Below are 22,208 nucleotides of genomic sequence, written 5' to 3' on the forward strand. Positions count from 1 at the left end.
GCTCCGGGCGGATTATGGCGTGGCGTCGGAGCGGAGACTCGGGGTCGACTGCGGGGTGACGGGGAAGGCGGAGCAAGACCGCAGTTACCGACCGCACCGCCCCCCGAATACGCCCCGGAAGCCGGTCGGCAGGCGCCATGACGACCGCGTAGAAACGGCGCCACTGCTGGATTTCGCGGGCGGTGCGGACGGTGTGGGTTCCCGGGGCGGGCGGGGCGGCTTCGCCTCGTTGGGCGGCGCGGTAGCTGTCGAGGAGGTGCTGCTGAGCGGCGTTCATGCCCTCACTCTGGGGCGGCGCCGGGTCCGGTGGCCCGTCGATTGACGGGAGCCGTCAATCGACGTCCGTGCAGGTGGCGGCCTCGCGCATGATGGGCGCATGTCCAACATCATCGACATCACCGGGCTGCCGCCGGAGCGCATCGTCTTCTCCCCTTCCCCGTTGGCGGAGCTGGGTGCCGCCCTCCATGCGCTGTCCGAGCCGGCGCACCACCCCGGGCTGCACGGCTGGGTCACCGCCACCAACGCGGCGCTGAAGCCCGACCTCGCCGACCGGCTGTGCGAGGCGGATTTCCTGTGGCGGTCCTCCCGCTCCGACATCCTGCTGCCGGCCCGCCCCGGGGCGACGCTGGCCGAGGACCTGGACGAGCTGGACGAGATCGACGATGAGCGGTTCGTGGCCGCCGCTTTCGAGATCACCTGCTCGGCGAGCTACGCCCGCCCCACCCCGTCGCCCCTTGTCGACGCGGATGAGCGGGCGCGGGTACGGGAGATGGCCGCCGCGCGCGGCCCGCGGCAGGCGGCCTTCACCGACCGGATGCTCACCGACCCCGACGGTCTGCGGGTGTGGCTGCGCCGCCTGTTCGAGGACTGCGAGGAGGCGTTCTTCGGGGACATCTGGCGGCGGGTGGGCATCCAGCTGGCGGCCGATGCCCGGCACAAGACCGAGTTGCTGCGCCACAAGGGCCTGGCCGAGACGCTGTCCGCGACGTCGAAGGCGCTGTCCCTGGAGGACGCGCAGGACGGCAGCGGCGGTACCCGCATCCTGGTCGACAAGCTCGCCCGGGGACGTGCGACGGCGTTCGCGAACGCCGCGGATCCGGGCGTCACGTTCCTTCCGACGTCGTTCGGCTGGCCTCATGTGCTGTTCAGCCACTCCCCGGGCTGGCGCCCCGTGCTCCAGTACCCGGTCGCCGGCCCGGAGTTGCCGGCGCCGGCCGCGCTGGAACTCGTCCAGCGGCGGTTGGAGGCGCTGGGCCATCCGATGCGGATGCAGTTGTGCCGCACGCTGTCACGGGGGCCGCATACGACGGGGGAGCTGGCGAACGCGTTCGGCATCACCCCGCCGGAGGTGTCCCGGCATGTCGCGACGCTGAAGAAGGCCGGGCTGATCCAGACGCGGCGCCGTGGGCGTTATGTGCTGCACCAGCTGGACCTCCAGGTGGTGGCCCGGCTGGGCAGCGACTTCCTTGAGGGCGTACTGCGTTGACGGCGTGACCGGCCCGACGGACCCGTCAGCCACCGCCGGCCGTCAGCCGCCACCGCCCCGTAGCCGCCCCCCGACAGCCGCCCGTCCCCACCCGGCAACCAGTCGCCCCTACGCCCCCGCTCCCCCGGCCCGCACCAGCCCCGTCTCATACGCGAGCACCACCGCCTGGACCCGGTCCCGGAGGCTCAGCTTGGTGAGGATGCGGCCCACATGGGTTTTGACGGTGGCTTCCGAGAGCACCAGCCGTGCCGCGATCTCACCGTTCGACAGCCCCTGGGCGACCAGCAGCAGCACCTCCCGCTCGCGGTCCGTCAGCCGTTCCAGCTCGGGCCGGGACGGCTCGGCGGAGGTGGCGGGCAGCATGGGCGTGAAGCGGTCGAGGAGCCGGCGGGTGGTGGACGGGGCGACGACCGCGTCGCCGCTCTCCACCGCCCGGATCGCGGCGAGCAGTTCGCCGGGCGGCACGTCCTTGAGCATGAAACCGCTGGCCCCGGCCTTCAGCGCGGAGAAGGCGTATTCGTCCAGGTCGAAGGTGGTCAGGATGAGGACCTTCGGGGCGTCCTTCTTCTGCCCGCCCTCACAGATCCGGCGGGTGGCCTCCACCCCGTCCAGATGCGGCATCCGTACGTCCATGAGGATCACGTCGACCTGGGTGGCGCGCAGCACCTCGAGGGCCTCCACGCCGTTGCCCGCCTCCGCGACGACCTCCATGTCGGGCTGTGCGGCCAGCACCATCCGGAAACCGGTGCGCAGCAGCACCTGGTCGTCGACGAGCATCACACGGATGGTCATGTGCAGGGGGTCCCTTCGTGCAGGAGTGGGGGCTGAGCGTACGGGGTCGTACGGGGTGAAGGCGGCGGGCCGCGGATGCGGCGGTGATGGTCAGCAGGCCGGCGGGCGTCGTCACCGCACCGGTTTGAGCGGCAGGACGGCACTGACCCGGAAGCCGCCCCCCGGCCGCGGCCCCGCAGCCAGGGTGCCACCCACCATGCCGACCCTTTCGCGCATCCCGATGAGGCCGTGGCCGAGGCCGTCCGCCCCGCCCTCCTCGTAGAGCTCGCGCTGCGCGCCCCGTCCGTCGTCCTCGACGAGCAGGTCGAGGTCGTCTTCCTTGTAGGCGAGGCGGACGGTCGCGCCGACGTCGGGGCCGCCGTGTTTGCGGGTGTTGGTGAGCGCTTCCTGGACGATGCGGTAGGCGGTGAGTTCGACGCTGCTGGGCAGTTCCCGCGGCTCGCCCTCGACCTGGAAGTCGACGTGCAGTCCCGCGCCGCGTACCTGCTCCATGAGGTCGTTGAGCTGCTCGACGCCCGGCTGGGGGACGTATTCGCCGCTCTCGGGCTGTTCGCCGGTGCGCAGTACGCCCAGCAGCCGGCGCATTTCGGCCAGCGCCTGGCGTCCTGTGCCGGAGATCGTCTCCAGGGCCTGCCGGGTCTGCTCGGGGGCGGCGTCGAGGACGTATGCGGCACCGTCGGCCTGGACGACCATCACCGAGACGTTGTGGGCGACGACATCGTGCAGTTCGCGGGCGATACGGGCGCGCTCGGCCGCGACCGCGATCCGGGACTGTGCCTCGCGCTCCTTCTCCAGCCGGGCGGCCCTCTCCTCCAGCTGCGCCCAGTAGGCGCGGCGGGTGCGCATGGAGTCGCCGAGCACCCAGGCCAGTACGAAGGGCACGGTGAGCAGCACGGCGAAGAAGATGCTGTCCCCGACCGACCGCTGGTTGAACGCGCTTCTGAAGCGCACGGCGGAGAGGGCGGGGCCGACGAGGGCGCCGGCGAGGGCGCAGCGGGAGGCCCAGCGGGGGACGGTGGGTGCGGACGCGACGGTGTAGGCGATCACGAACATCGCGAAGTCGGCGGGCATGGTCTCGATGCCGACGAGCAGTTGGCCGACGCCGATGGCCGCCGTCAGCAGCAGCATTTTCACGGGAGCCTTGCGGCGCAGCGCGACGACGAGGCACAGGCCGATTGTGAAGATCGCGGCGGCGATCTGCTCGCTGCCGTGGACGTCGATCCCGACCCACAGGCCACTGAACCCGAGCAGGGGGAGGGCCCAGAAGGTGTCCACTCCCGTCGGGTGCCTGCGGAGGAAGTCATAGAGGCGCTGCACGTAACCCAGCGTAGGCACCGCGGATACGTGTACGAGTCGACCGGAGGAGCGATCCTGTGCGCCGGGTCTACTCCCCAAGGTGGAGACTCCATGCGCCAAATGTGTCGGTCCTCGGGACGGCCGGCGCACCACCCCGTCCGCCGGGGCGGCGCCCGCCCGTACCGTGGGGCAGGTGACGAACGAGTGGTGCGGGTGGCGTGAGGCCACGGAGCGGGCGCTGTACGGTCCGGACGACGGCTTCTACACCCGCCCCGGCGGCCCCGGCCCGGCCGGTCACTTCCGTACATCCGTGCATGTCTCCGGCCTTTACGCCGGCGCCGTCGCCGCTCTTCTGCGCCGCGTCGACAGCGCTCTCGGTCATCCGGACGAGCTGGCGCTGGTCGATGTGGGCGCGGGGCGCGGCGAGCTGCTGACCGGTGTGCTGGCCGTGCTGCCCGGTGAGGTGGCCGGGCGGCTGCGTCCGTGCGCGGTCGAGCGCGCCGCGCGCCCCCGGGGCCTCGATCCGCGGATCGACTGGCGGGGCGAGCTGCCCGCGCCGGGCTCGGTGACCGGCCTGCTGTTCGCGAACGAGTGGCTCGACAATGTGCCGGTGGATGTCGTCGAGACGGATGCGGACGGGGTGCCGCGCCGGGTGCTGGTACGCACCGATGGCACGGAGCGGCTGGGCGGGCCGGTGGACGGCGCGGACGCGGAGTGGCTCCGCCGGTGGTGGGCTCCGCCGCCCGGCCCGGACGCCCCCGGTGGCACCGCTCCCGGCGCCCTGCCCCCGGGGCTGCGCGCCGAGATCGGCCGCCCCCGGGACGAGGCCTGGGCGCAGGCCGTCCGTACGCTGCGCGCCGGGCTCGCCGTCGCCGCCGACTATGCGCACGAACGGGGTGACCGCCCGCCCTTCGGCACGCTCACCGGCTTCCGCGACGGCCGCGAGGTGTCTCCTGTCCCGGACGGGAGCTGTGACATCACGGCGCATGTGGCGCTGGACGCCTGTGCCGGGCCGTCGGCGGAGCGGCTGACCCAGCGCGAGGCGCTGCATGCCCTGGGGGTGGACGGCCGGCGCCCGCCGCTCGCCCTGGCCGCCACCGACCCGTCCGGGTACGTGCGGGCGCTCAGCTCGGCCGGGTCGGCGGCGGAGCTGACCGATCCGGCGGGCCTGGGCGGCTTCGGCTGGCTCCTGGAGCCGGTGGGCGGGGCGTGTGCGGGGCTGCTCCCGGCAGGGGGCGCCTGAGGGCCAGGGCGGCTCCCGGGACGGCGTGCTGCAAGACTGTTCCCATGACGGAGACGACGGTCGGCATCGGCGGCGCGGCGGAGAGCACCGACATGGTGCTGAACATCGGCCCGCAGCATCCCTCCACGCACGGTGTGCTGCGGCTGCGCCTCGTCCTGGACGGGGAGCGCATCCAGCATGCCGAGCCGGTGATCGGCTATATGCACCGCGGCGCCGAGAAGCTCTTCGAGGCGCGTGACTACCGCCAGATCATCATGCTCGCGAACCGGCACGACTGGCTGTCGGCGTTCTCCAACGAGCTGGGCGTGGTGCTGGCCGTCGAGCGGATGCTGGGCATGGAGGTGCCCGAGCGCGCCGTGTGGCTGCGGACGCTGCTCGCCGAGCTGAACCGGGTGCTGAACCATCTGATGTTCCTCGGCTCGTATCCGCTGGAGCTCGGCGGTATCACCCCCGTCTTCCACGCCTTCCGGGAGCGGGAGGAGCTCCAGGCCGTCATGGAGGAGATCTCCGGCGGCCGGATGCACTACATGTTCAACCGCGTCGGCGGCCTCAAGGAGGATCTGCCGGCGGGCTGGCTCGGCCGGGCCCGGCACGCCGTCGCCGATGTGCGCTCCCGGATGGATGTCTTCGACAACCTGGTCCTGGGCAATGAGATCTTCCGCGGCCGTACGCGTGGGGTCGGGGTGCTCGCGCCGGAGACGGTGCATGCGTTCGGGGTCTCCGGGCCGATCGCCCGGGCCTCCGGTGTCGACTTCGATCTGCGGCGCGACGAGCCGTATCTGGCGTACGGGGAGCTCCAGTCGACGCTGAAGGTCGTCACCCGCGAGGAGGGCGACTGCCTGGCCCGCTTCGAGTGCCTGCTGGAGCAGAGCCACAATGCGCTCGAGCTCGCCGATGCCTGTCTGGACCGGATCGCGGAGCTGCCGCCGGGGCCGGTCAACCAGCGGCTGCCCAAGGTGCTGAAGGCGCCCGAGGGCGCGACGTACGCCTGGACCGAGAACCCCCTCGGCATCAACGGCTACTACCTCGTCTCCAAGGGCGACAAGACCCCCTACCGCCTCAAGCTGCGCTCGGCGTCGTTCAACAACATCCAGGCGCTGGTGGAGCTGCTGCCGGGCACGCTGGTCGCCGACATGGTCGCCATTCTGGGCTCGTTCTTCTTCGTCGTCGGGGACATCGACAAGTAGGACCCGTAGGGATCGGCCAGCGGGAATCGGCAAGCAGGAGGGGCGGGCGGCGTTCCGTTCGCCCCGGAGTGCCGCCGGGTCCAGGGCGCGGCAGCCTCACTCCCCCTTCCCCTCCTCCGGATCTCTCCCCCGCAGGTCATCCACACCCTGTGGACGGGAAGAGGCTCCTGGCCCCGGCCGGATGAATGCTCCTGCGCGCTCACCCCGCCCGGCCCGAAACGTTCAGCCCGGAAGCGTTCAGCCGGAGAACGTTCTGCCGAAAGCCGCCTGGCCCCGGAGCTGAGGAACGCTCCGGGGCCAGGCGGCTGTCGGGCCAGGGTCAGGAGATGGCGCTGCGCAGGGCGCCGAGGTCGAACTGATCGGTCTCGTCGTGCGCGGTCAGGTCGATGACCTCGCCGGTGCCGGCGGTCGTCCCACCATCGGTCCGCTCACCGCCCGGCCGGTCGTCACCCGCCCGCGCGCCGTCGCCCGGCTCACCGTCGCCCGGCTCACCGTCGGCCGCGGTGTGCTCCGTGGACGGCAGCGGACGGGCGTCCCCGAGGGCCGTCCGGGCCGTGCGGGCCGACTGCTCGGCGAGGGCCTCGTCGCCGACGACGTCCGCCAGATCGTCCTCCAGCGGCGCGGTCAGCTCCATGGGGCCTGCGGCGGTCGCATTGCCGAAGAAGTCGAAGCCGCCCTGCGCGCGGGACGCGGCGGGGCGGGGCGGTGCGAAGGCAGCGGCGGTTGCCGGGACCGGGCGGAGCGCGGGTCCGGCGGCGGCGGCCGTACGGGCATGTGCGTCGCCCGTGCGCTGTGCGGCGGCCGCCGACGGGTTCCCCCGGCCGTTCTCACCGTCCTGGCCGCCACGGGCCTCGCGGCGGGCGGGCGGTCCGGACCGGGCGGCCCCTTCGGCGCGGGACTCGTCCCGCGGCATGCGGGCGGCCTTCTGGGCGGTGCGCTGCCGGGCGGCGTTGCGGGCCAGTTGGCGCAGGGCCCGGTCGGCCTGGGCGTAGGTCGCGGGGGCCGGAGCGGGGGTCTCCCCCGCGCTCGGGGTTACCGCCTGCCCGTGGGGAAGGAGCCGAGAGCTCGGGGGAGGAGTCGAGAGCTTCGGGGAGAGGTGGAGAGCCCGGGTCAGTCCGGCGCCGACCGGCAGCGCCTTGGGCGGCGCGGCGGCCTCGATGGCGAGCAGCCGGCGGCCCTCCAGGGCGCTGGCCCGCTCGGTCTCGGCGGTGGCGTAACGGCGCAGCAGCGCGGCGTGTTCGCTGCGCAGCCGGGCCAATTCGGCGCGCTTGGAGCGGAGTTTGGCGTCCAGGGCGGCGCGGAGCTCGCGGGATTCCTCCACGTCCGTCTCGAGCTCGGCTATCCGCTCCTCGGTGCGCCACTCGTCGCGCACCCGGGCACGGTCGAGTTCGGCGACCCGCCGGCCGGCCGCACGGTCCCAGGTCCGCAGAAGGACGGCGCCGGTGAGGGCGGCGGCGGCCGCGCCCGCGGCGAGCACCCGTTGCACCAGATCGTCGCCGGCAAACCACGCGCCCGCGGCGCAGGCTATTGACGCACCGGCGACCGTCACGGGAGGAAGCAGCCGGTGGAGGGGTGGTGAATGGCGGTGGCGTCCTCGTGGCATGGCCAGAAACTTACCGTGCGTGCGGGACCTATGGGGCCCCGCACACCAATCCGTTTCCCGCTGGTTACTTCTTGACCAGGCCCTTGGACTCCACATATGCCTGCGCGACATCTGCGGGCTTGAGCCGCTCGGCATCGACCTTGCGGTTCACGTTGATGAGGTCCTCGGTCGTCAGCGTCTGTGTGAGCTTCCCGAGGGCGGTCTCGATCTCCTTGTCACCGGCGCTCTTGGCATTCACCACCGGCAGCACATTGTCGGCGTTCTGGAGCTTCTTGTCGTCCTTGAGGAGCACCAGCCCGAAGGTGTCGAGCGTGGCGTCCGTGGTGGTGGTGAGCACCAGTTGGTCGGTGCCGTCCTTGACCGCCTGCTTGGCCTGCGGGGTCCCGACGCCCTTGGGGTCCAGAGCCGTGATGTCGATGCCGTACGTCTTCTCCAGGCCCGGCTTGCAGAACACCCGGGTCTCGCACTCCTCGCCCGAAGCGAGTTTGATCTTCTGCTTCGATGCGCCGAGGTCGGACAGGGTCTTCAGGCTGTGCTCGGCGGCGAATTCCTTGCTGACCGCGAAGGCGTTCTGGTCCGTCGCACCGCCCGCCGCCAGCACCTTGAGTCCGCGCGGCGCGGCGAGCTTCTTCAGGGCCGTCACCGTCTTGTCGATGTCACTGGAGGCGACGGGCTTCGCCTTGGTGCCGTTCTTCTTCGCGTTGAGGAATTCGGCGAGGGTGGAGGCGTATTCCGGAACGACATCGATCTGGCCCTTCTCCAGGGCCGGTTCATACAGCTCGCGATTGGCCAGGGTCTGTACCCGCGTGCGGTAACCGGCATCGGTCAGGACCCTGGAATAGATCTCGGCGAGCACCTTCGACTCGGCGAAACCGGCCGAGCCGATCACGATCTCGCCCTTGCCGCCGCCCTTGCCGTTGCCGCCGCCCTTCTCCTCCAGGCTCTTGCCACCGCACGCGGCCAGCCCGGCCGCCAGGGTGATGACGGTGCCCGCGACCACCGCGGTGCGCGCCACACGCGACTTGCTGCTCATGGATGCCACCATTCAGTCCGTTCGGATCAGGTCAGGTCGGTTCAGGTCAGGCCAGGACGACCGGTCAAGACAACCGGTCAGGGCGACCGGTCAGGGCGATGCGGGCCGAGCCGAGCGAGGTCGGCCCGTCCGCGCCGCGCGCCGCCGCCCCCGCATCGGGTCGAGGAACCGCTCCGCCAGGACGAGGACGCCCTCCACGGTCAGGGCGAGCACGGCCACCAGGAGCGCGCCCGCCACCACTTGGGCCGTGTCGTAGTTGCCGAAGCCCGCGGTGATGATCCGGCCCAGGCCCCCGCCGCCGGCCAGTGCGGCCAGCGTCGCGGTCGCCACCACCTGCACCGTGGCCGAGCGCAGACCCGTCATGATCAGCGGATAGGCGAGCGGTATCTCGACCCGCAGCAGGAGTTGCGGCCCGGACATGCCCATCCCGCGCGCGGCCTCGACCACATCGCGGTCCGCCTCCCGCATCCCCAGATAGGCATTGGTCAGCAGCGGCGGCACCGCGAACAGCACCAGCGCGATGACCGTCGGCCAGTCGCCGTGCCGCCCCAGCGGGCTGAGCGTCAGCAGCACCAGCACCGCGAACGTCGGCACCGCACGCCCCGTGTTGGAGAGGTTGACCGCCAGCGCCCCGCCCTTGCCGAGGTGCCCCAGCCAGAGCGCCACCGGCAGGGCTATCAGACAGGAGAGGGCCAGGCACAGCGCGCTGAGCCAGAGATGCTCGGCCAGGCGGTGCCACACCCCCTTCTCCCCGGCCCAGTTGGCGGCCGTCGTCAGCCACTGCCAGGAACCGGTGATCGCCCCCATCCTCAGCCCACCGCCTTCGCCATACGGGCCCCGCGCCGCGCCCGGACCTTCGCCCGCGCCTGCGCCCTCGTCCAGGGCGTCAGCAGCCGCTGGAGGCCCATGAGCAGCAGATCGGCGAGCAGCGCCAGCAGCACGCAGAGCACCGAGGCCGTCAGCACCTCCGCCTTGAAGAAGCCCTCCATGCCGCTGGCTATGAGATTCCCCAGGCCGCCGTAGCCGACGACGGAGCCGATGGTCGTCATCGCCACCGTCGAGACCGTGGCGATGCGCAGTCCGGCCACCAGCGCGGGCAGCGCGAGCGGGAGTTCCACCTCGTACAGCAGCCGCGCCGGGCCGTACCCCATCCCCCGGGCGGCCTCCCGCACCTCGGCGGGCACCGCCGCCAGACCGGCGAGGATGTTGCGCACCAGGATCGTCAGCGAATACAGCACCAGGCCCGTCACGACCACGGACGCCGAGACCCCGAAGACCGGTGTCAGCAGGGCGAACATCGCCAGCGACGGGACGGTGTAGAGCACCGTCGTCAGCCCGAGGACCGGGCCTGCCGCGCCCCGCCACCGCCGGGCCACCAGCGCCAGCGGAAAGGCGATCAGCAGGCCGATCGCCACGGACACGGCCGTGATGCCGATGTGCTGGACCGTCGCGTCCACCAACTCCTGGCTGCGGGTGCGCAGATACTCACCGCAGATCCAGTCGTTCGTCTCCAGACAGCTCGCCCCGCCAACGCCGCCACTCATGGCCGCCACCTCCCCCGCCCATTCGCTCACTCTTCCGATAACCGTCTGCGACCCTAAACCCCGCCACTGACAATCGGACCGGTCCGGCAGCTCACGGGCCACATCGCCATCCACGTGCAACACCGCGTTCACGACCGCCCGTCCACAATGGGCCCGTCCACATCTGGGGGAAGAATGATCCGCTTCGAGCACGTCACCAAGAGTTATCCGGACGGCACGACCGCCGTGGACGACCTCACCTTCGAGGTCGCCGAGGGTGAACTCGTCACGCTCGTCGGGCCGTCGGGCTGCGGCAAGACCACGACGATGAAGATGGTCAACCGGCTCATCGAGCCCACCAGCGGCCGCATCCTCCTCGACGGCGAGGACATATCCGCCCTCGACCCCGTCCAGCTGCGGCGCCGTATCGGCTATGTCATCCAGCAGGTGGGGCTGTTCCCCCACAAGACCGTCCTGGACAACACCGCCACCGTCCCGCACCTGCTCGGCCGGCCGCGGACGAAGGCCAGGGCGCGCGCCGCCGAACTCCTCGACCTGGTCGGCCTGGACCCGTCGACGTACGGCGACCGCTATCCCGACCAGCTCTCCGGCGGCCAGCGCCAGCGCGTCGGGGTGGCCCGCGCGCTCGCCGCCGACCCGCCCGTGCTGCTGATGGACGAGCCGTTCGGCGCGGTCGACCCGGTGGTGCGCGAGCACCTTCAGAACGAGTTCCTGCGGCTTCAGTCCACGCTCCGCAAGACGGTCCTCTTCGTCACCCACGACATCGAGGAGGCGGTCCGGCTCGGCGACCGCATCGCCGTCTACGGGGCGGGGCACATCGAGCAGTTCGACACCCCCGCGACCGTGCTGGGCGCCCCCGCGACGCCGTACACCGCCGAATTCGTCGGCGCGGACCGGGGCCTGAAGCGGCTCTCCGTCACGCCCGTCGAGCCCGGCGACCTCGAACAGCCCCCGGTCGTACGCCTCGACGACCCGGCGGCCCGTGCCGCGGACAGGATCGCCGCCGACGGCGCCTCCTGGGCAGTCGTCCTGGAAGCCGACGGATCGCTGCACGGCTGGGTCCCGGCCGCGGCGCTCACGGCCGCCGCGCAGGCCTCGGGGAAAGGCCCCGGCCCGGCCGGCGCGAAGCGCACCCCCGAGGGCTCCACCGTCCGCGCGCACGCCCGCCGGATGGACGCCCGGCTGCCGCTCGGCGCCCCGCTCAAGCAGGCACTCAGCACGATGCTTCAGCACGACGCCGGCTGGGTCGCAGTCCAGGACGGCGAGCGCTACCTGGGCGTCCTCACCCCCGCCCGGCTGCACAGCGCGCTGCGCCGCTCCACCACGGCGGACGCCGCGAACGTCCCGCGCGGCGAGATCTCACTCGATACGGTCCCCGGCCCCGGCGACGCGGTCCCCGGCCTCGGAGACAGGGGCTGGGGCCCCGGCCGTACAGCCCCAGGCACCGACGCCGACGCCACGGCTTCGGGCGCCGATGTCACGGCCCCACGCACCGACGCCTGACGGGCGCCGACGCCTGACCGGCCGACGGGCCACCGCGACACGGCGCGCCCCACTACGGCGCCACAGTCCGCCCGGCCCGCTCCGGCCCCGCCCCGGGCCTCACGCCCTGGCGTCGGCCCCGCCGTTGCCATTGCCGTTGCCGTCGTCCTCCGGCAGTTTGCACACCCGCTCCAGGAAGATCGCCGCGGCGACCACCGCCGCCCCGGCGACCACCGACAGACCGGCGTAGATCGCCTGGTCCCGGCGGGGTGCGACATCGAGGCCGGTGGTCAGCAGAAAGACGCCGACACCGCCGTACAGCCCCGAGACCAGCGAGGCCACCAGCGCGCTCGCCTGCCCGAAGACCACCGCGCGGGCGGCCACCAGCGGATCGACGCCCTTGGCGCCCGGCCGGCGCTCACGCTGCGCCCGCAGCCGCGCCCGGAGCGAGAGCGCGGTGGCGGCGAGGACCGCGGCGATCAGCGCCAGCACGATCGGTGCGGCCACCGGCACGCTGGGGAGGGTACCGAGGGAGTCCCACAGCCGGGCGCCTCCCCAGGCCAGCACCCCGGCGGCCAGAAACAGCCCGACCAGCACCTTGATGTGTAGCTGCTTCACCGAGCGATCGCCCCTCGCGCTGTCATGACCATTCCTGCCGTGACGACCATCCTTGCCGTTATGGCCGCCGTATCCGCCTTGTCCGTCCCGTACGGATGCATCCCGCGGGGAACCGACCCGCAACCCTAACGGCTACTCCGGCAGCCGCAGTTCCAGGTCCGAGCGCGGCACCACACCGTCGCGGCCGACCGCCGACAGCAGCGCGGCCACCGCACCCTGCCCCGGAACCTCGGCCTCCGGCTCGATGTCGTGCCACGGCACCAGCACGAACGCCCGCTCGTGGGCCCTCGGGTGGGGCAGCGTCAGCCGCGGGTCGTCGGAGAGCACGTCCTGGTACGCCACGATGTCGACATCGATCGTGCGCGGACCCCATCGCTCGTCGCGGACCCGCTCGAACGCCTCCTCGATCGCCTGCCCGCGCTCCAGGAGGGAGGCCGGCGGCAGCGTCGTCTTGATCAGCACCACGGCGTTGAAGTACGCCGGCTGGGAGCCGGGGGCCACGCCCCACGGCTCGGTCTCATAGACCGGGGAGACCGCCTTGACCCGCAGGCCAGGGGTGTCCTCCAGGGCATCGACGGCGCCCTGGAGCGTCTCCAGGCGGTTGCCGAGATTGCTGCCGAGCGAGATCACGGCGCGTTTGGGGTTGGAGAGCGTCACATCCGCGGCGTCCACCTGCTCCACGACGGAGGCGGGCACCGGCTGTACGGTCGGGTCACCGGGCTGGGGGCGCCGCACAGCGGCTCCATCAGTGGTGGTCGTCGGCTGACGGGCGGAATTCATACTCGGCTCCGAGTGATGGTGATGGTCACGTCGTCGAAGGGCACGGTGATGGGCGCATCGGGCTTGTGCACCACCACCTCCACCTCCTGCACGCCCTCGTGCTTGAGGCACTGGCCGGCGATGCGCTCCGCCAGGGTCTCGATGAGGTCGACGGGCTCGCCCTGCACGACGGCCACCACCTCCTCGGCCACAACGCCGTAGTGCACGGTCTTCGCGAGATCGTCGGAGGCCGCTGCCGGGCGGGTGTCCAGGCCGAGCACCAGGTCGACGATGAAGGTCTGGCCTTCCTCGCGCTCCCGGGGAAACACCCCGTGGTGGCCTCGGGCCTTCAGCCCACGCAGCGCGACACGATCCACGCGAATCACTCCCACTGGTCCACGGCACCTCTGGCGCCACTGTTCGTCGGATTCCGGGCAGCCGCCGGAGCGATCCGGCAACACTGCCCCGCCGTCGAATCTACCTTCGAGGAACGACAGTCCTCGCCTACGGGGGCTATGGACAAGACCCCGTCCTGCTGCTAAATGCGGCCCATTCGGGCAGCACCCGGCAAACCGGGAGATCGTCCGCGCGGCCTCTTACCCCCCTGCTCACGACCCACCCCTACCCGTGCCGCACTTGGCTCGAACGGGTGCGCCCTGGCCCAGATGGCTGACCCCCGCCGCTGACGACGGCAGGCCGTCGCCCGGTACGCAAGGGCGGGCGGCCATGGCAAGGCTCACACCCCGCCCGCGCCCGGATCACACCCGCCGGGGGCGCCGCCCCGGGAGACCGGGCGCGCCGCCCCCGGGCAAGGGCTCAGAGCACGTCCTCGCCGCCGTCGCCCTCGCCGGCTCCCCCGGCTTCGTCGGCTTCGTCGTCCTCGTCGTCGTCGCGGTCCGCCAGCACCGGCGACCCGTGATGCGACCACACCCGCCAGCCGTCGTCCGTACGCCGGAAGACATTGGTCGCCACGACCAGCTGGCCGATCAGCGGCCCCACCGAGCCGTCGTCCTCGGCGGGACCGCCGCTGAGGATGTTCTCGGTGCAGGTCACCAGCGCCGTGTCACCGATGACGTCGATCTCGACGTCCGTGAGGAAGAACTGGATGTACTCGGTGTTCGCCATGATCAGGGCGTACGAGCGGAGCACCTCGCCGCGCCCCCGCAGCACCGGCCACCCGGGGTGGACCACACTCACCTGACCGTCCAGCCACAGCTCGGACAGCGCCTCGTGATCGCCGCGCTCGATGGTCTCGTACAGGGTGGTGTTCGCCTGCTCGACCAGCTCGATGTCCGTCTGTGGGCCCAAGCCGCTCACACCGTTCCCGTCGTCTTCGCCGTCGTGTCGCCGATCTCACCGGCACCGGCCGTACCGTCACTGCCGGCCGCTGCCGCGTCCTCCACGGCACGGGCCACCCGTACCGCATCCGCGCTCGCCCTGACCTCGTGCACCCGCACCGCCCAGGCCCCCTCTCGCGCCACGATCGCCGACACCGCCGCCGTCGCGGCGTCCCGCTCCCGGGCCGGCGGTGGGGCGGCTCCCTCGTCGCCCGCCAGCACCCTGCCCAGGAACCGTTTCCTCGAAGCGGCCACCAGCAACGGACGGCCCAGCGCCCGCAGCTGCGCCAGCCGGGCGACCAGCGCGAGATCGTGCCCGGCGTTCTTGGCGAAGCCCAGGCCGGGGTCGATGACGATCCGGTCCGGATCGATGCCGCCGGCCACCGCGCGCTCCATGCTCCGCCCGAGCTCGTCGACGACCTCGGCGACCACGTCCCCGTAGACGGCCCGGTTGTTCATGTCGATGGACTGGCCACGCCAGTGCATCACCACGAACGGGACGTGCTGCGAGGCCACCACGGGCACCATCGACGGGTCGGCGGCGCCCCCGCTGACGTCGTTGACCAGGCGCGCCCCGGCTTCCACGGCCTGCTCGGCGACCGTTGCGCGCATGGTGTCGACGGAGACCACGACACCGGCCGCGGCGAGCTCGCGTACGACGGGGACGACCCGGCGCAGCTCCTCGGCCTCGTCCACCCGCGCCGCGCCCGGCCGGGTCGACTCGCCGCCCACGTCCACCATGTCGGCGCCCTGCGCCACCAGGTCGAGACCGTGTTTGACGGCGAGTTCGGTGTCGAACCAGTCACCGCCGTCGGAGAACGAATCGGGCGTCACATTGACGACACCCATCACCGCGCAGCGTTCCCAGTCCGGCAGTCCGGCCACCTGGCCACGCAAGGTACTCATGGCACCAGCCTAGGCCGTGTGCAGACCGGCCGGATTGCGGCCGTCGGCTGCGGGACCGGCCGGGCGCCGGCGCGTTCCCGGACGCTGCGGAACGCCCGCGTCCGGACCCCCGGGCCCGGCGCCGGTCAGGCCGCCCGACCGACCGCGCCCGCCGCCCCGGCCGGCTCCGGCGTGTGCACGCACGGCCGCGGCTCGGCGGGCTTCCGGCGCCGCAGGACGCGCGGCAGGCTCAGCTCCAGATAGCCCTCGGCCTGAAGCGCCGCCAGACCGATACGCGGGATGTCACGGCTGTTGCGGAAGACCACGAAACGGGGCTCCCAGCGGGGCCGGAACTTGTCGTTGAACTTGTACAGCGACTCGATCTGGTACCAGCGGGACAGGAAGATCAGCATCCCGCGCCAGACCCGGATGACCGGCCCCGCGCCGAGCTTCTCGCCGCGCTCCAGAGAGGAGCGGAAGACCGCGAAGTTCAGCGACATCTGCTTGACCCCGAGGTCCGGGGCGGCCTGGAGCGCGGCGACGATCAGCAGTTCGTTCATGCCGGGGTCGGCGCTGCGGTCGCGCCGCATCAGCTCAAGGGAGATGCCGCTGTCGCCCCACGGCACGAAGTGCTGCATCGCCTTCAGGTCCCCGTACGGGCCGGGCTCCTCGCCCTCGCCCACCGGCAGATGCGCGGTGGCGATCACCGCGTCGCCGTCGGCCACCGCGTCGATCCGGCCCAGCGCCATGGAGAAGCCGCGCTCGGTGTCGGTGTCCCGCCAGGCGTCCGCGGCCTTCTGGAGCTGTGCCAGCTCGGCCGGCGCCAGGTCGCGCACCCGCCGCACCCGGGTCTCGTAGCCGTTGCGCTCGATGCGCTTGACCATCTGCCGTACGTTGCGCATCGCCCGGCCGGACAAGGTGAAGTCGGCCACGTCCACGATCGCCTCGTCGCCGAGCTCCAGCGCGTCCATACCGGTCTCCCGGGTCCACACCTGGCCGCCGGTCTCGCTGCAACCGGTGACCGCCGGGGTCCAGGAGTGCGCCTTGGCCTCCGCCATGAAGCGCTCGATGGCGCCCGGCCAGGCCTCCACATCGCCTATCGGGTCGCCGCTGGCGAGCATCACACCGGAGATCACCCGGTAGCAGACCGCGGCCTTGCCGGTCGGGGAGAAGACCGCGCCCTTGTCGCGGCGCAGCGCGAAGTAGCCCAGCGAGTCCCGGGCGCCGTGCCGGGCGAGCAGCTCGCGCAGCTGCTGCTCGTCGTCGTCGGTCAGCCGGGCCGCCGGGTGCTCGGGGCGGAAGGCGAGATACGCGGTGGTGGCGACCGTCAGCAGACCGAGCGCACCGAGGGAGTAGCCGACGGTGTAGTCCACGTCGTGGGTGTAGCCGACCGGGCCCTCGAAGCCGAACATGCCCCACAGGACGTGCTGGGCACGGTCCCACACGGAGGGCGAGCCGACGATCTTGTTGGGGTGGGAACTGACGACGATCATGCCGATGGCGAAGCTCGCGCCGCCGAGGACGACGAGGTTGGCCGCCGCCTTCCAGCGGCTGCGCGGGTCGGGCAGGGCGGCGAACTCCTTCCGGTGCCACACCAGGAACGCCAGGAGGGCCAGCGAGAGCACCGCGCCGAACACGGAGTGGCGGTAGACCAGCTGGGCGGCGATCCCCACGGGGAGCAGCGCCGCGGCCGCGCCCCACGCCCGCCGCTTACGCCGCTTGAGCCCGTGTGCCAACAGGAGCAGCAGGATGCCCACGACGATGGAGGCGGCGGCGGCCAGCGGGCTCACCGCGCCCGGCAGCACCTCGGCCAGGGCGTGCACCCGGCTGTGCCGGAACCGCGGGAACACCCCGGCGGCCAGGTTGAGCAGGCCGACGACCACGCCGGCCGTGCCGACGAATCCCGGCACCGCTTCGGGCCGCGGGCCACGGAGCCAGCGTGGCGTTCGCCACGCAACCTTCTCCGACTTTTCGCCATCTAGCCTGTCAGACATCACTTTCCCGTCGCCCCGGTCGAGAGAACGTGCGAGCCTTGTCGCAGCATCTGGACTTTATGCGCCCTGTATGACGGCGTTTCAGGGCTAAGGGTTCCACCAGCGGTACGGATGGCCCGGCCGCCCGGAAGAAAGCACCACATGGGTCTCACCAGCAAGAAAGTGCTGCTTCTTGCCGTCATTGTCGCGGTGGCACTGTTCGTCCTCACCGTTTGGCTCTGGCCCCGCCTGTCCAAGGGGAACTGGCGCGCCGTTCTCGGCCGTATCGGACTCCTGGTGGCGACCCAGCTTTCCCTCTTCGCCGTGATCGGCCTGTTCGCCAACAACTCTTTCGGCTTCTACGCCTCCTGGGCCGACCTCCTCGGCCAGGAGCAGGAGCCCGGCGTGGTCACCAATTACCAGACCGGGCCGAACGGCACCAAGCTTCAGATGCTGGGCACGCAGCGGGTCAGCGTCCAGAACGGGTCCCGCCCGGCGGCCGGCGGCCGGATCGACAAGGTGGTGATCCGCGGCGAGCACTCCCAGATCGCCAGCCCCGCCTTTGTCTATCTGCCGCCGCAGTACTTCCAGAAGAAATACGCGCACAAGAAATTCCCGGCGGCCCTGGTGCTCACCGGCTACCCCGGCACCGCCGAGGCGCTCTACAAAAAGCTGCATTTCCCGCAGACCCAGCACGAACTGCTCAAGCGGCACAAGATGCGGCCGACCGTCCTGGTGATGATGCGCCCTACGGTCGCGCCGCCGCGTGACACCGAGTGCATGGACATACCGAACGGCCCGCAGACCGAGACCTTCTTCACCAAGGACCTGCGCGCGGATATCGCCGGGCACTACCGAATAGGGCGCGAGGCCAAGAGCTGGGGTGTCATGGGTGACTCCACCGGCGGCTACTGCGCGCTGAAGATGGCCATGCGCCACCCCGATGCGTACTCCACCGCCGTCGCCCTCTCCGGCGCCTACAAGGCCCCCCGCGATGCCACCACCGGTGACCTCTTCGGCGGCAACCCGCAGCTCCAGCGCGAGAACAACCTGCTGTGGCGTCAGCGGCACCTGCCCGCCCCCGAGGTGAACCTGCTGGTCACCAGCAGCAAGCAGGGCGAGGGGAATTACCACGAGACGCTGCGGTTCATCCAGCAGACGAAGTCGCCGAGCCGGATCTCGTCGATCATCCTCGACAGCGGCGGCCACAACTTCAACACCTGGCGCCGGGAGATCCCCGCCGCCCTGGAGTGGATGGGCAACCACCTCAAGGCCTGACGGGCCGGTGCCCGTCCCCGTAGCGCTCCCGCAGACGGCCGGGGCCCCTCAGCGACTGCTGAGGGGCCCCGGCCGTCGGGCTAGCGGTCCGCGCGTCTCAGCGGGCGAGTATCAGGCTCATCGCCTCGGCGCGCGTGGCGGCGTCGCGCAGCTGGCCGCGCACGGCCGACGTCGTCGTCTTGGCGCCCGGCTTGCGCACCCCGCGCATGGTCATGCACATGTGCTCGCACTCGATGACGACGATTACGCCGCGCGGCTCCAGGATCTCCATCAGCGAGTCCGCGATCTGCGTGGTCAGCCGCTCCTGGACCTGCGGACGCCGGGCGTACACATCGACCAGCCGGGCCAGCTTGGACAGGCCGGTGATCTTGCCGTCGGCGGACGGGATGTAGCCGACGTGTGCCACACCGACGAAGGGCACGAGGTGGTGCTCACAGCTGGAAACCAGCTCGATGTCCTTGACCAGCACCATTTCGTCATGGCCGAGGTCGAACGTGGTGGTGAGCACGTCTTCCGGCTTCTGCCACAGTCCGGCGAAGATTTCCTTGTACGCCCGTGCCACCCGCGCCGGCGTCTCCAGCAGGCCCTCGCGGTCCGGGTCCTCGCCCACCGCGATGAGCAGCTCGCGGACGGCGTTCTCGGCGCGCTTCTCGTCGAATGTACCGATCTTGCCGTCGCCGTCCAGCGTCACAGGGTCCGTCATGTGGTGCCTCGTTCCTTCTGCGCCGCTCGAAATCGCGGTGGAATCGCGGAATGCCGCGCCCCCCAGGTTAAACCTGGGGGGCGCGGCATCTATTCCGGGGCCCGGGGCCTCGGGATCAGCTCTCGGGACGCTTGTCCTCGGGGGCTTCCGCCTTCTCCGTGGAGACGGTGGCGGTCGTGGTCACCGAGCCGTTGGCCGGGGCCAGCTCCCTCGGCGACAGCACCGGCGGGCGGCTGGAGGGCGTACGGCGCGAGGAGCCGGTCCACGCGGGGCGGGCCGGGCGCTTGACCACGTGCTTGAAGAGCTCGGCGATCTCCTCCTTGTTGAGGGTCTCCTTCTCCAGCAGCGTCAGCACCAGGTTGTCCAGCACATCGCGGTTCTCGACCAGGATCTCCCACGCCTCGTTGTGCGCGGTCTCGATGAGCCTCTTGACTTCCTCATCGACCAGCGCGGCGACCTCTTCCGAGTAGTCGCGCTGGTGACCCATCTCACGGCCCAGGAAGGGCTCGGAGTTGTCGGTGCCGAACTTGATCGCGCCGAGCCGCTCGGTCATGCCGTACTGCGTGACCATCGCGCGGGCCGTGGCGGTCGCCTTCTCGATGTCGTTCGCGGCGCCGGTGGTCGGGTCGTGGAAGACCAGCTCCTCCGCCGCACGCCCGCCCAGCATGTACGCCAGCTGGTCGAGCATCTCGTTGCGGGTGGTGGAGTACCTGTCCTCGTCGGGCAGGACCATGGTGTAGCCCAGGGCCCGGCCGCGGGACAAGATCGTGATCTTGTGGACCGGGTCGGAGTTCGGTGAGGCCGCCGCGACCAGGGCGTGTCCGCCCTCGTGGTACGCGGTGATCTTCTTCTCCTTCTCGGACATGATCCGGGTCCGCTTCTGCGGTCCGGCCACGACGCGGTCGATCGCCTCGTCCAGGAAGTGGTTGTTGATCAGCTTCTCGTCGCCCCGGGCCGTCAGCAGCGCGGCCTCGTTCAGGACGTTCGACAGATCGGCACCGGTGAAGCCGGGGGTGCGCTTGGCGACGGCCGAGAGGTCGACGTCCGGGGCGACCGGCTTGCCCTTCTGGTGGACCTTGAGGATTTCGAGACGGCCCTGGAGGTCCGGACGGTCGACGGCGATCTGCCGGTCGAAACGGCCGGGGCGCAGCAGCGCCGGGTCGAGGATGTCCGGACGGTTCGTGGCGGCGATCAGGATCACGCCGCCCTTCACGTCGAAGCCGTCCATCTCGACCAGGAGCTGGTTGAGGGTCTGCTCGCGCTCGTCGTGGCCACCGCCCAGGCCCGCACCGCGGTGCCGGCCGACGGCGTCGATCTCGTCGACGAAGACGATCGCCGGGGCGTTCGCCTTGGCCTGCTCGAAGAGGTCACGGACACGGGACGCACCGACACCGACGAACATCTCGACGAAGTCGGAGCCGGAGATCGAGTAGAACGGGACGCCCGCCTCGCCGGCGACGGCACGCGCCAGCAGCGTCTTGCCCGTTCCGGGCGGGCCGTACAGCAGCACGCCCTTGGGGATCTTGGCGCCGACGGCCTGGAACTTCGCCGGTTCCTGGAGGAACTCCTTGATCTCGTGGAGTTCCTCGACGGCCTCGTCCGACCCCGCGACGTCGGTGAACGTCGTCTTGGGGGTGTCCTTGGTGATCAGCTTCGCCTTCGACTTCCCGAAGTTCATCACCCGGGAGCCGCCGCCCTGCATCTGGTTCATCAGGAACAGGAAGACGACCACGATGAGGACGAAGGGAAGCAGCGAGAGCAGAACGTTGACGAACGGGTTCTGCTTCGACGGGGAGACGGTGTACCCGTCCTTGATCTCGCCGGTCTGGTACTTGGCCTGAAGGTTCTTGGCCACGTCGACGCCCTGGTCGCCGATGTAGCTCGCCTGGAGCTTGTTGGAGCCCTCAATCTTGTTGGAGCCCGACAGCTCGATCTTGATCTTGTTCTCGTCACCGGTCGTCAGCTCGGCGGATTTCACCTTGTTGTCAGCGATCGCCTTGACGACCTGACCGGTGTCCACCGTCTTGTAGCCGCCGGACGAGCCGACGACCTGCATCAACACGACCACGGCGAGGACGGCCAGCACGATCCACATGACCGGCCCACGGAAGTATCGCTTCACGTCCATCCATACGGAGCCGCTGAGGCCCCGTCCCTCCTGCCACAGTGAGGCACAACGCCCTTGGGAGGGCTGGTCGTGCGTACGGTGTATTACTGGCCCGAAAAAGAACTGCCTTCGGACGGTACCCCAGCATTGCCACCCGGCGCCTGCGCCGACGGTGAACATGCGGCCGAGGAGTCCGTCCTCCCTGCTCCAACGGCGGAAGGCCCCGAAGGGTTCCCGCCGGCCCGCGGCGGCAGGTCCGGGCCGCGCCCGGCCGCGTCGGCCGGACGGGCACGGGGAGCGCCCTCAGCCGCCGTATACGTGCGGCGCGAGGGTACCGACGAACGGCAGATTGCGGTACTTCTCCGCGAAGTCGAGGCCGTACCCCACCACGAACTCGTTGGGGATGTCGAAGCCGATCCACTTCACGTCGATGGCGACCTTGGCCGCGTCCGGCTTACGCAGCAGGGTGCAGACCTCCAGCGAGGCCGGCTCCCGCGAGCCGAGGTTCGACAGCAGCCACGACAGCGTCAGGCCGGAGTCGATGATGTCCTCGACGATCAGGACGTGCTTGCCCTTGATGTCGGTGTCGAGGTCCTTGAGGATGCGGACCACGCCGGAGGACTGGGTGCCCGCGCCGTACGACGACACGGCCATCCAGTCCATCGTGACGGGGGTGGACAGCGCGCGCGCCAGGTCCGCCATGACCATCACGGCGCCCTTGAGGACACCGACGATGAGCAGGTCCTTGCCCGCGTACTCCGCGTCAATCTTCGCGGCCAGCTCAGCCAGCTTCGCGTCGATCTCTTCCTTGCTGATGAGTACCGACTGAAGGTCGGAACCCATGTCCTTGTCGTCCACCCGTGCCACTCTCGCTCTGTTCGG

The 22,208-nt window shown here is 71.1% G+C and carries 21 protein-coding genes; 5 read left to right on the forward strand and 16 right to left on the reverse strand.

The window, feature by feature from the left end; translation table 11 throughout:
* On the reverse strand, positions 1–277 hold a 277-nt coding region (locus IF67_RS45380), incomplete at its 3' end, for a hypothetical protein (protein ID WP_107050343.1).
* Between the two features lie 99 nt (positions 278–376).
* On the opposite strand from IF67_RS45380, the gene IF67_RS0133155 reads away from it, so the two are divergent.
* Positions 377–1,486 (forward strand): DUF5937 family protein, encoded by a 1,110-nt coding sequence (locus IF67_RS0133155; RefSeq protein WP_030992005.1) that lies wholly within the window; start codon positions 377–379, stop codon positions 1,484–1,486.
* Positions 1,487–1,594: 108 nt separating this feature from the next.
* On the opposite strand, the gene IF67_RS0133160 is transcribed toward IF67_RS0133155, so the two are convergent.
* Together IF67_RS0133160 and IF67_RS0133165 are read right to left on the reverse strand one after the other, a co-directional pair.
* The gene (locus tag IF67_RS0133160) at positions 1,595–2,278 is read right to left on the reverse strand and encodes a response regulator (RefSeq protein WP_030992007.1); all 684 of its coding nucleotides are present in this window, start codon (positions 2,276–2,278) and stop codon (positions 1,595–1,597) included.
* A 111-nt stretch (positions 2,279–2,389) separates the two neighbouring features.
* Complete coding sequence (locus IF67_RS0133165; RefSeq protein ID WP_030992008.1) at positions 2,390–3,595, reverse strand: sensor histidine kinase; 1,206 nt, start codon at positions 3,593–3,595, stop codon at positions 2,390–2,392.
* Between the two features lie 172 nt (positions 3,596–3,767).
* Between IF67_RS0133165 and IF67_RS0133170 the strand changes: the two genes are divergently transcribed.
* Together IF67_RS0133170 and IF67_RS0133175 are read left to right on the forward strand one after the other, a co-directional pair.
* Positions 3,768–4,817, forward strand: a complete 1,050-nt coding sequence (locus IF67_RS0133170) for an SAM-dependent methyltransferase (RefSeq protein ID WP_030992009.1) — start codon at positions 3,768–3,770, stop codon at positions 4,815–4,817.
* A gap of 44 nt (positions 4,818–4,861) precedes the next feature.
* A complete protein-coding gene (locus tag IF67_RS0133175) occupies positions 4,862–6,004 on the forward strand; it encodes an NADH-quinone oxidoreductase subunit D (protein ID WP_030992011.1) in 1,143 nt (380 codons plus the stop codon).
* A 319-nt stretch (positions 6,005–6,323) separates the two neighbouring features.
* Here IF67_RS0133175 and IF67_RS0133180 read toward each other — a convergent pair whose 3' ends face one another.
* From IF67_RS0133180 to IF67_RS0133195, 4 genes are all read right to left on the reverse strand, one after another.
* Positions 6,324–7,607 carry a hypothetical protein gene (locus IF67_RS0133180; protein WP_030992012.1) on the reverse strand — a complete coding sequence of 428 codons (1,284 nt, stop codon included), beginning with the start codon at positions 7,605–7,607 and terminating at the stop codon, positions 6,324–6,326.
* 64 nt (positions 7,608–7,671) lie between these two features.
* Positions 7,672–8,640 (reverse strand): ABC transporter substrate-binding protein, encoded by a 969-nt coding sequence (locus IF67_RS0133185; protein WP_030992014.1) that lies wholly within the window; start codon positions 8,638–8,640, stop codon positions 7,672–7,674.
* A 90-nt stretch (positions 8,641–8,730) separates the two neighbouring features.
* Positions 8,731–9,447 carry an ABC transporter permease gene (locus IF67_RS0133190; RefSeq protein ID WP_030992016.1) on the reverse strand — a complete coding sequence of 239 codons (717 nt, stop codon included), beginning with the start codon at positions 9,445–9,447 and terminating at the stop codon, positions 8,731–8,733.
* 2 nt (positions 9,448–9,449) lie between these two features.
* Positions 9,450–10,184 carry an ABC transporter permease gene (locus tag IF67_RS0133195; protein WP_030992018.1) on the reverse strand — a complete coding sequence of 245 codons (735 nt, stop codon included), beginning with the start codon at positions 10,182–10,184 and terminating at the stop codon, positions 9,450–9,452.
* 174 nt (positions 10,185–10,358) lie between these two features.
* On the opposite strand from IF67_RS0133195, the gene IF67_RS0133200 reads away from it, so the two are divergent.
* Complete coding sequence (locus IF67_RS0133200; protein WP_234341500.1) at positions 10,359–11,687, forward strand: ABC transporter ATP-binding protein; 1,329 nt, start codon at positions 10,359–10,361, stop codon at positions 11,685–11,687.
* Between the two features lie 99 nt (positions 11,688–11,786).
* Here the strand turns inward: IF67_RS0133200 and IF67_RS0133205 are convergent, their stop codons facing one another.
* The 6 genes from IF67_RS0133205 to IF67_RS0133230 all read right to left on the reverse strand — a co-directional run bounded on the left by IF67_RS0133205 (position 11,787) and on the right by IF67_RS0133230 (position 17,259).
* On the reverse strand, positions 11,787–12,284 hold the full coding sequence (locus IF67_RS0133205) for a DUF3180 domain-containing protein (protein WP_030992020.1): 498 nt from the start codon (positions 12,282–12,284) through the stop codon (positions 11,787–11,789).
* A 132-nt stretch (positions 12,285–12,416) separates the two neighbouring features.
* The gene (gene folK / locus IF67_RS0133210) at positions 12,417–13,064 is read right to left on the reverse strand and encodes a 2-amino-4-hydroxy-6-hydroxymethyldihydropteridine diphosphokinase (protein ID WP_420708734.1); all 648 of its coding nucleotides are present in this window, start codon (positions 13,062–13,064) and stop codon (positions 12,417–12,419) included.
* Positions 13,061–13,420, reverse strand: a complete 360-nt coding sequence (gene folB / locus IF67_RS0133215; RefSeq protein WP_030077148.1) for a dihydroneopterin aldolase — start codon at positions 13,418–13,420, stop codon at positions 13,061–13,063. The genes folK and folB overlap by 4 nt, the downstream gene beginning before the upstream one ends.
* Before the next feature lie 439 nt (positions 13,421–13,859).
* On the reverse strand, positions 13,860–14,351 hold the full coding sequence (locus IF67_RS0133220) for a nuclear transport factor 2 family protein (protein WP_037840178.1): 492 nt from the start codon (positions 14,349–14,351) through the stop codon (positions 13,860–13,862).
* A 5-nt stretch (positions 14,352–14,356) separates the two neighbouring features.
* On the reverse strand, positions 14,357–15,286 hold the full coding sequence (gene folP, locus IF67_RS0133225; protein ID WP_199812819.1) for a dihydropteroate synthase: 930 nt from the start codon (positions 15,284–15,286) through the stop codon (positions 14,357–14,359).
* 125 nt (positions 15,287–15,411) lie between these two features.
* Positions 15,412–17,259, reverse strand: a complete 1,848-nt coding sequence (locus IF67_RS0133230; protein ID WP_051818870.1) for a phosphatidylglycerol lysyltransferase domain-containing protein — start codon at positions 17,257–17,259, stop codon at positions 15,412–15,414.
* Positions 17,260–17,400: 141 nt separating this feature from the next.
* On the opposite strand from IF67_RS0133230, the gene IF67_RS0133235 reads away from it, so the two are divergent.
* Entirely contained in the window at positions 17,401–18,516 is a 1,116-nt protein-coding gene (locus tag IF67_RS0133235) for an alpha/beta hydrolase (RefSeq protein ID WP_030992029.1), read from the forward strand.
* Positions 18,517–18,613: 97 nt separating this feature from the next.
* Here the strand turns inward: IF67_RS0133235 and folE are convergent, their stop codons facing one another.
* From folE to hpt, 3 genes are all read right to left on the reverse strand, one after another.
* Complete coding sequence (folE, locus tag IF67_RS0133240) at positions 18,614–19,219, reverse strand: GTP cyclohydrolase I FolE (RefSeq protein ID WP_030992030.1); 606 nt, start codon at positions 19,217–19,219, stop codon at positions 18,614–18,616.
* A gap of 115 nt (positions 19,220–19,334) precedes the next feature.
* Positions 19,335–21,347 carry an ATP-dependent zinc metalloprotease FtsH gene (gene ftsH / locus IF67_RS0133245; RefSeq protein ID WP_030992031.1) on the reverse strand — a complete coding sequence of 671 codons (2,013 nt, stop codon included), beginning with the start codon at positions 21,345–21,347 and terminating at the stop codon, positions 19,335–19,337.
* A gap of 282 nt (positions 21,348–21,629) precedes the next feature.
* The gene (hpt, locus tag IF67_RS0133250; RefSeq protein ID WP_030077134.1) at positions 21,630–22,169 is read right to left on the reverse strand and encodes a hypoxanthine phosphoribosyltransferase; all 540 of its coding nucleotides are present in this window, start codon (positions 22,167–22,169) and stop codon (positions 21,630–21,632) included.
* Positions 22,170–22,208: the final 39 nt, after the last annotated feature.

Source organism: Streptomyces sp. NRRL S-1813 (assembly GCF_000719605.1).
GTDB lineage: Bacteria > Actinomycetota > Actinomycetes > Streptomycetales > Streptomycetaceae > Streptomyces > Streptomyces decoyicus.

Coding starts and splice junctions, on each gene's coding strand:
- IF67_RS0133155 (WP_030992005.1), top strand. CDS start 377: ATGTCCAACATCATCGACATCACCGGGCTGCCGCCGGAGCGCATCGTC.
- IF67_RS0133160 (WP_030992007.1), bottom strand. CDS start 2,278: ATGACCATCCGTGTGATGCTCGTCGACGACCAGGTGCTGCTGCGCACC.
- IF67_RS0133175 (WP_030992011.1), top strand. CDS start 4,862: ATGACGGAGACGACGGTCGGCATCGGCGGCGCGGCGGAGAGCACCGAC.
- IF67_RS0133180 (WP_030992012.1), bottom strand. CDS start 7,607: ATGCCACGAGGACGCCACCGCCATTCACCACCCCTCCACCGGCTGCTT.
- IF67_RS0133185 (WP_030992014.1), bottom strand. CDS start 8,640: ATGAGCAGCAAGTCGCGTGTGGCGCGCACCGCGGTGGTCGCGGGCACC.
- IF67_RS0133190 (WP_030992016.1), bottom strand. CDS start 9,447: ATGGGGGCGATCACCGGTTCCTGGCAGTGGCTGACGACGGCCGCCAAC.
- IF67_RS0133195 (WP_030992018.1), bottom strand. CDS start 10,184: ATGAGTGGCGGCGTTGGCGGGGCGAGCTGTCTGGAGACGAACGACTGG.
- IF67_RS0133200 (WP_234341500.1), top strand. CDS start 10,359: ATGATCCGCTTCGAGCACGTCACCAAGAGTTATCCGGACGGCACGACC.
- folK (WP_420708734.1), bottom strand. CDS start 13,064: ATGAATTCCGCCCGTCAGCCGACGACCACCACTGATGGAGCCGCTGTG.
- folP (WP_199812819.1), bottom strand. CDS start 15,286: ATGAGTACCTTGCGTGGCCAGGTGGCCGGACTGCCGGACTGGGAACGC.
- IF67_RS0133230 (WP_051818870.1), bottom strand. CDS start 17,259: ATGTCTGACAGGCTAGATGGCGAAAAGTCGGAGAAGGTTGCGTGGCGA.
- IF67_RS0133235 (WP_030992029.1), top strand. CDS start 17,401: ATGGGTCTCACCAGCAAGAAAGTGCTGCTTCTTGCCGTCATTGTCGCG.
- folE (WP_030992030.1), bottom strand. CDS start 19,219: ATGACGGACCCTGTGACGCTGGACGGCGACGGCAAGATCGGTACATTC.
- ftsH (WP_030992031.1), bottom strand. CDS start 21,347: ATGGACGTGAAGCGATACTTCCGTGGGCCGGTCATGTGGATCGTGCTG.
- hpt (WP_030077134.1), bottom strand. CDS start 22,169: ATGGGTTCCGACCTTCAGTCGGTACTCATCAGCAAGGAAGAGATCGAC.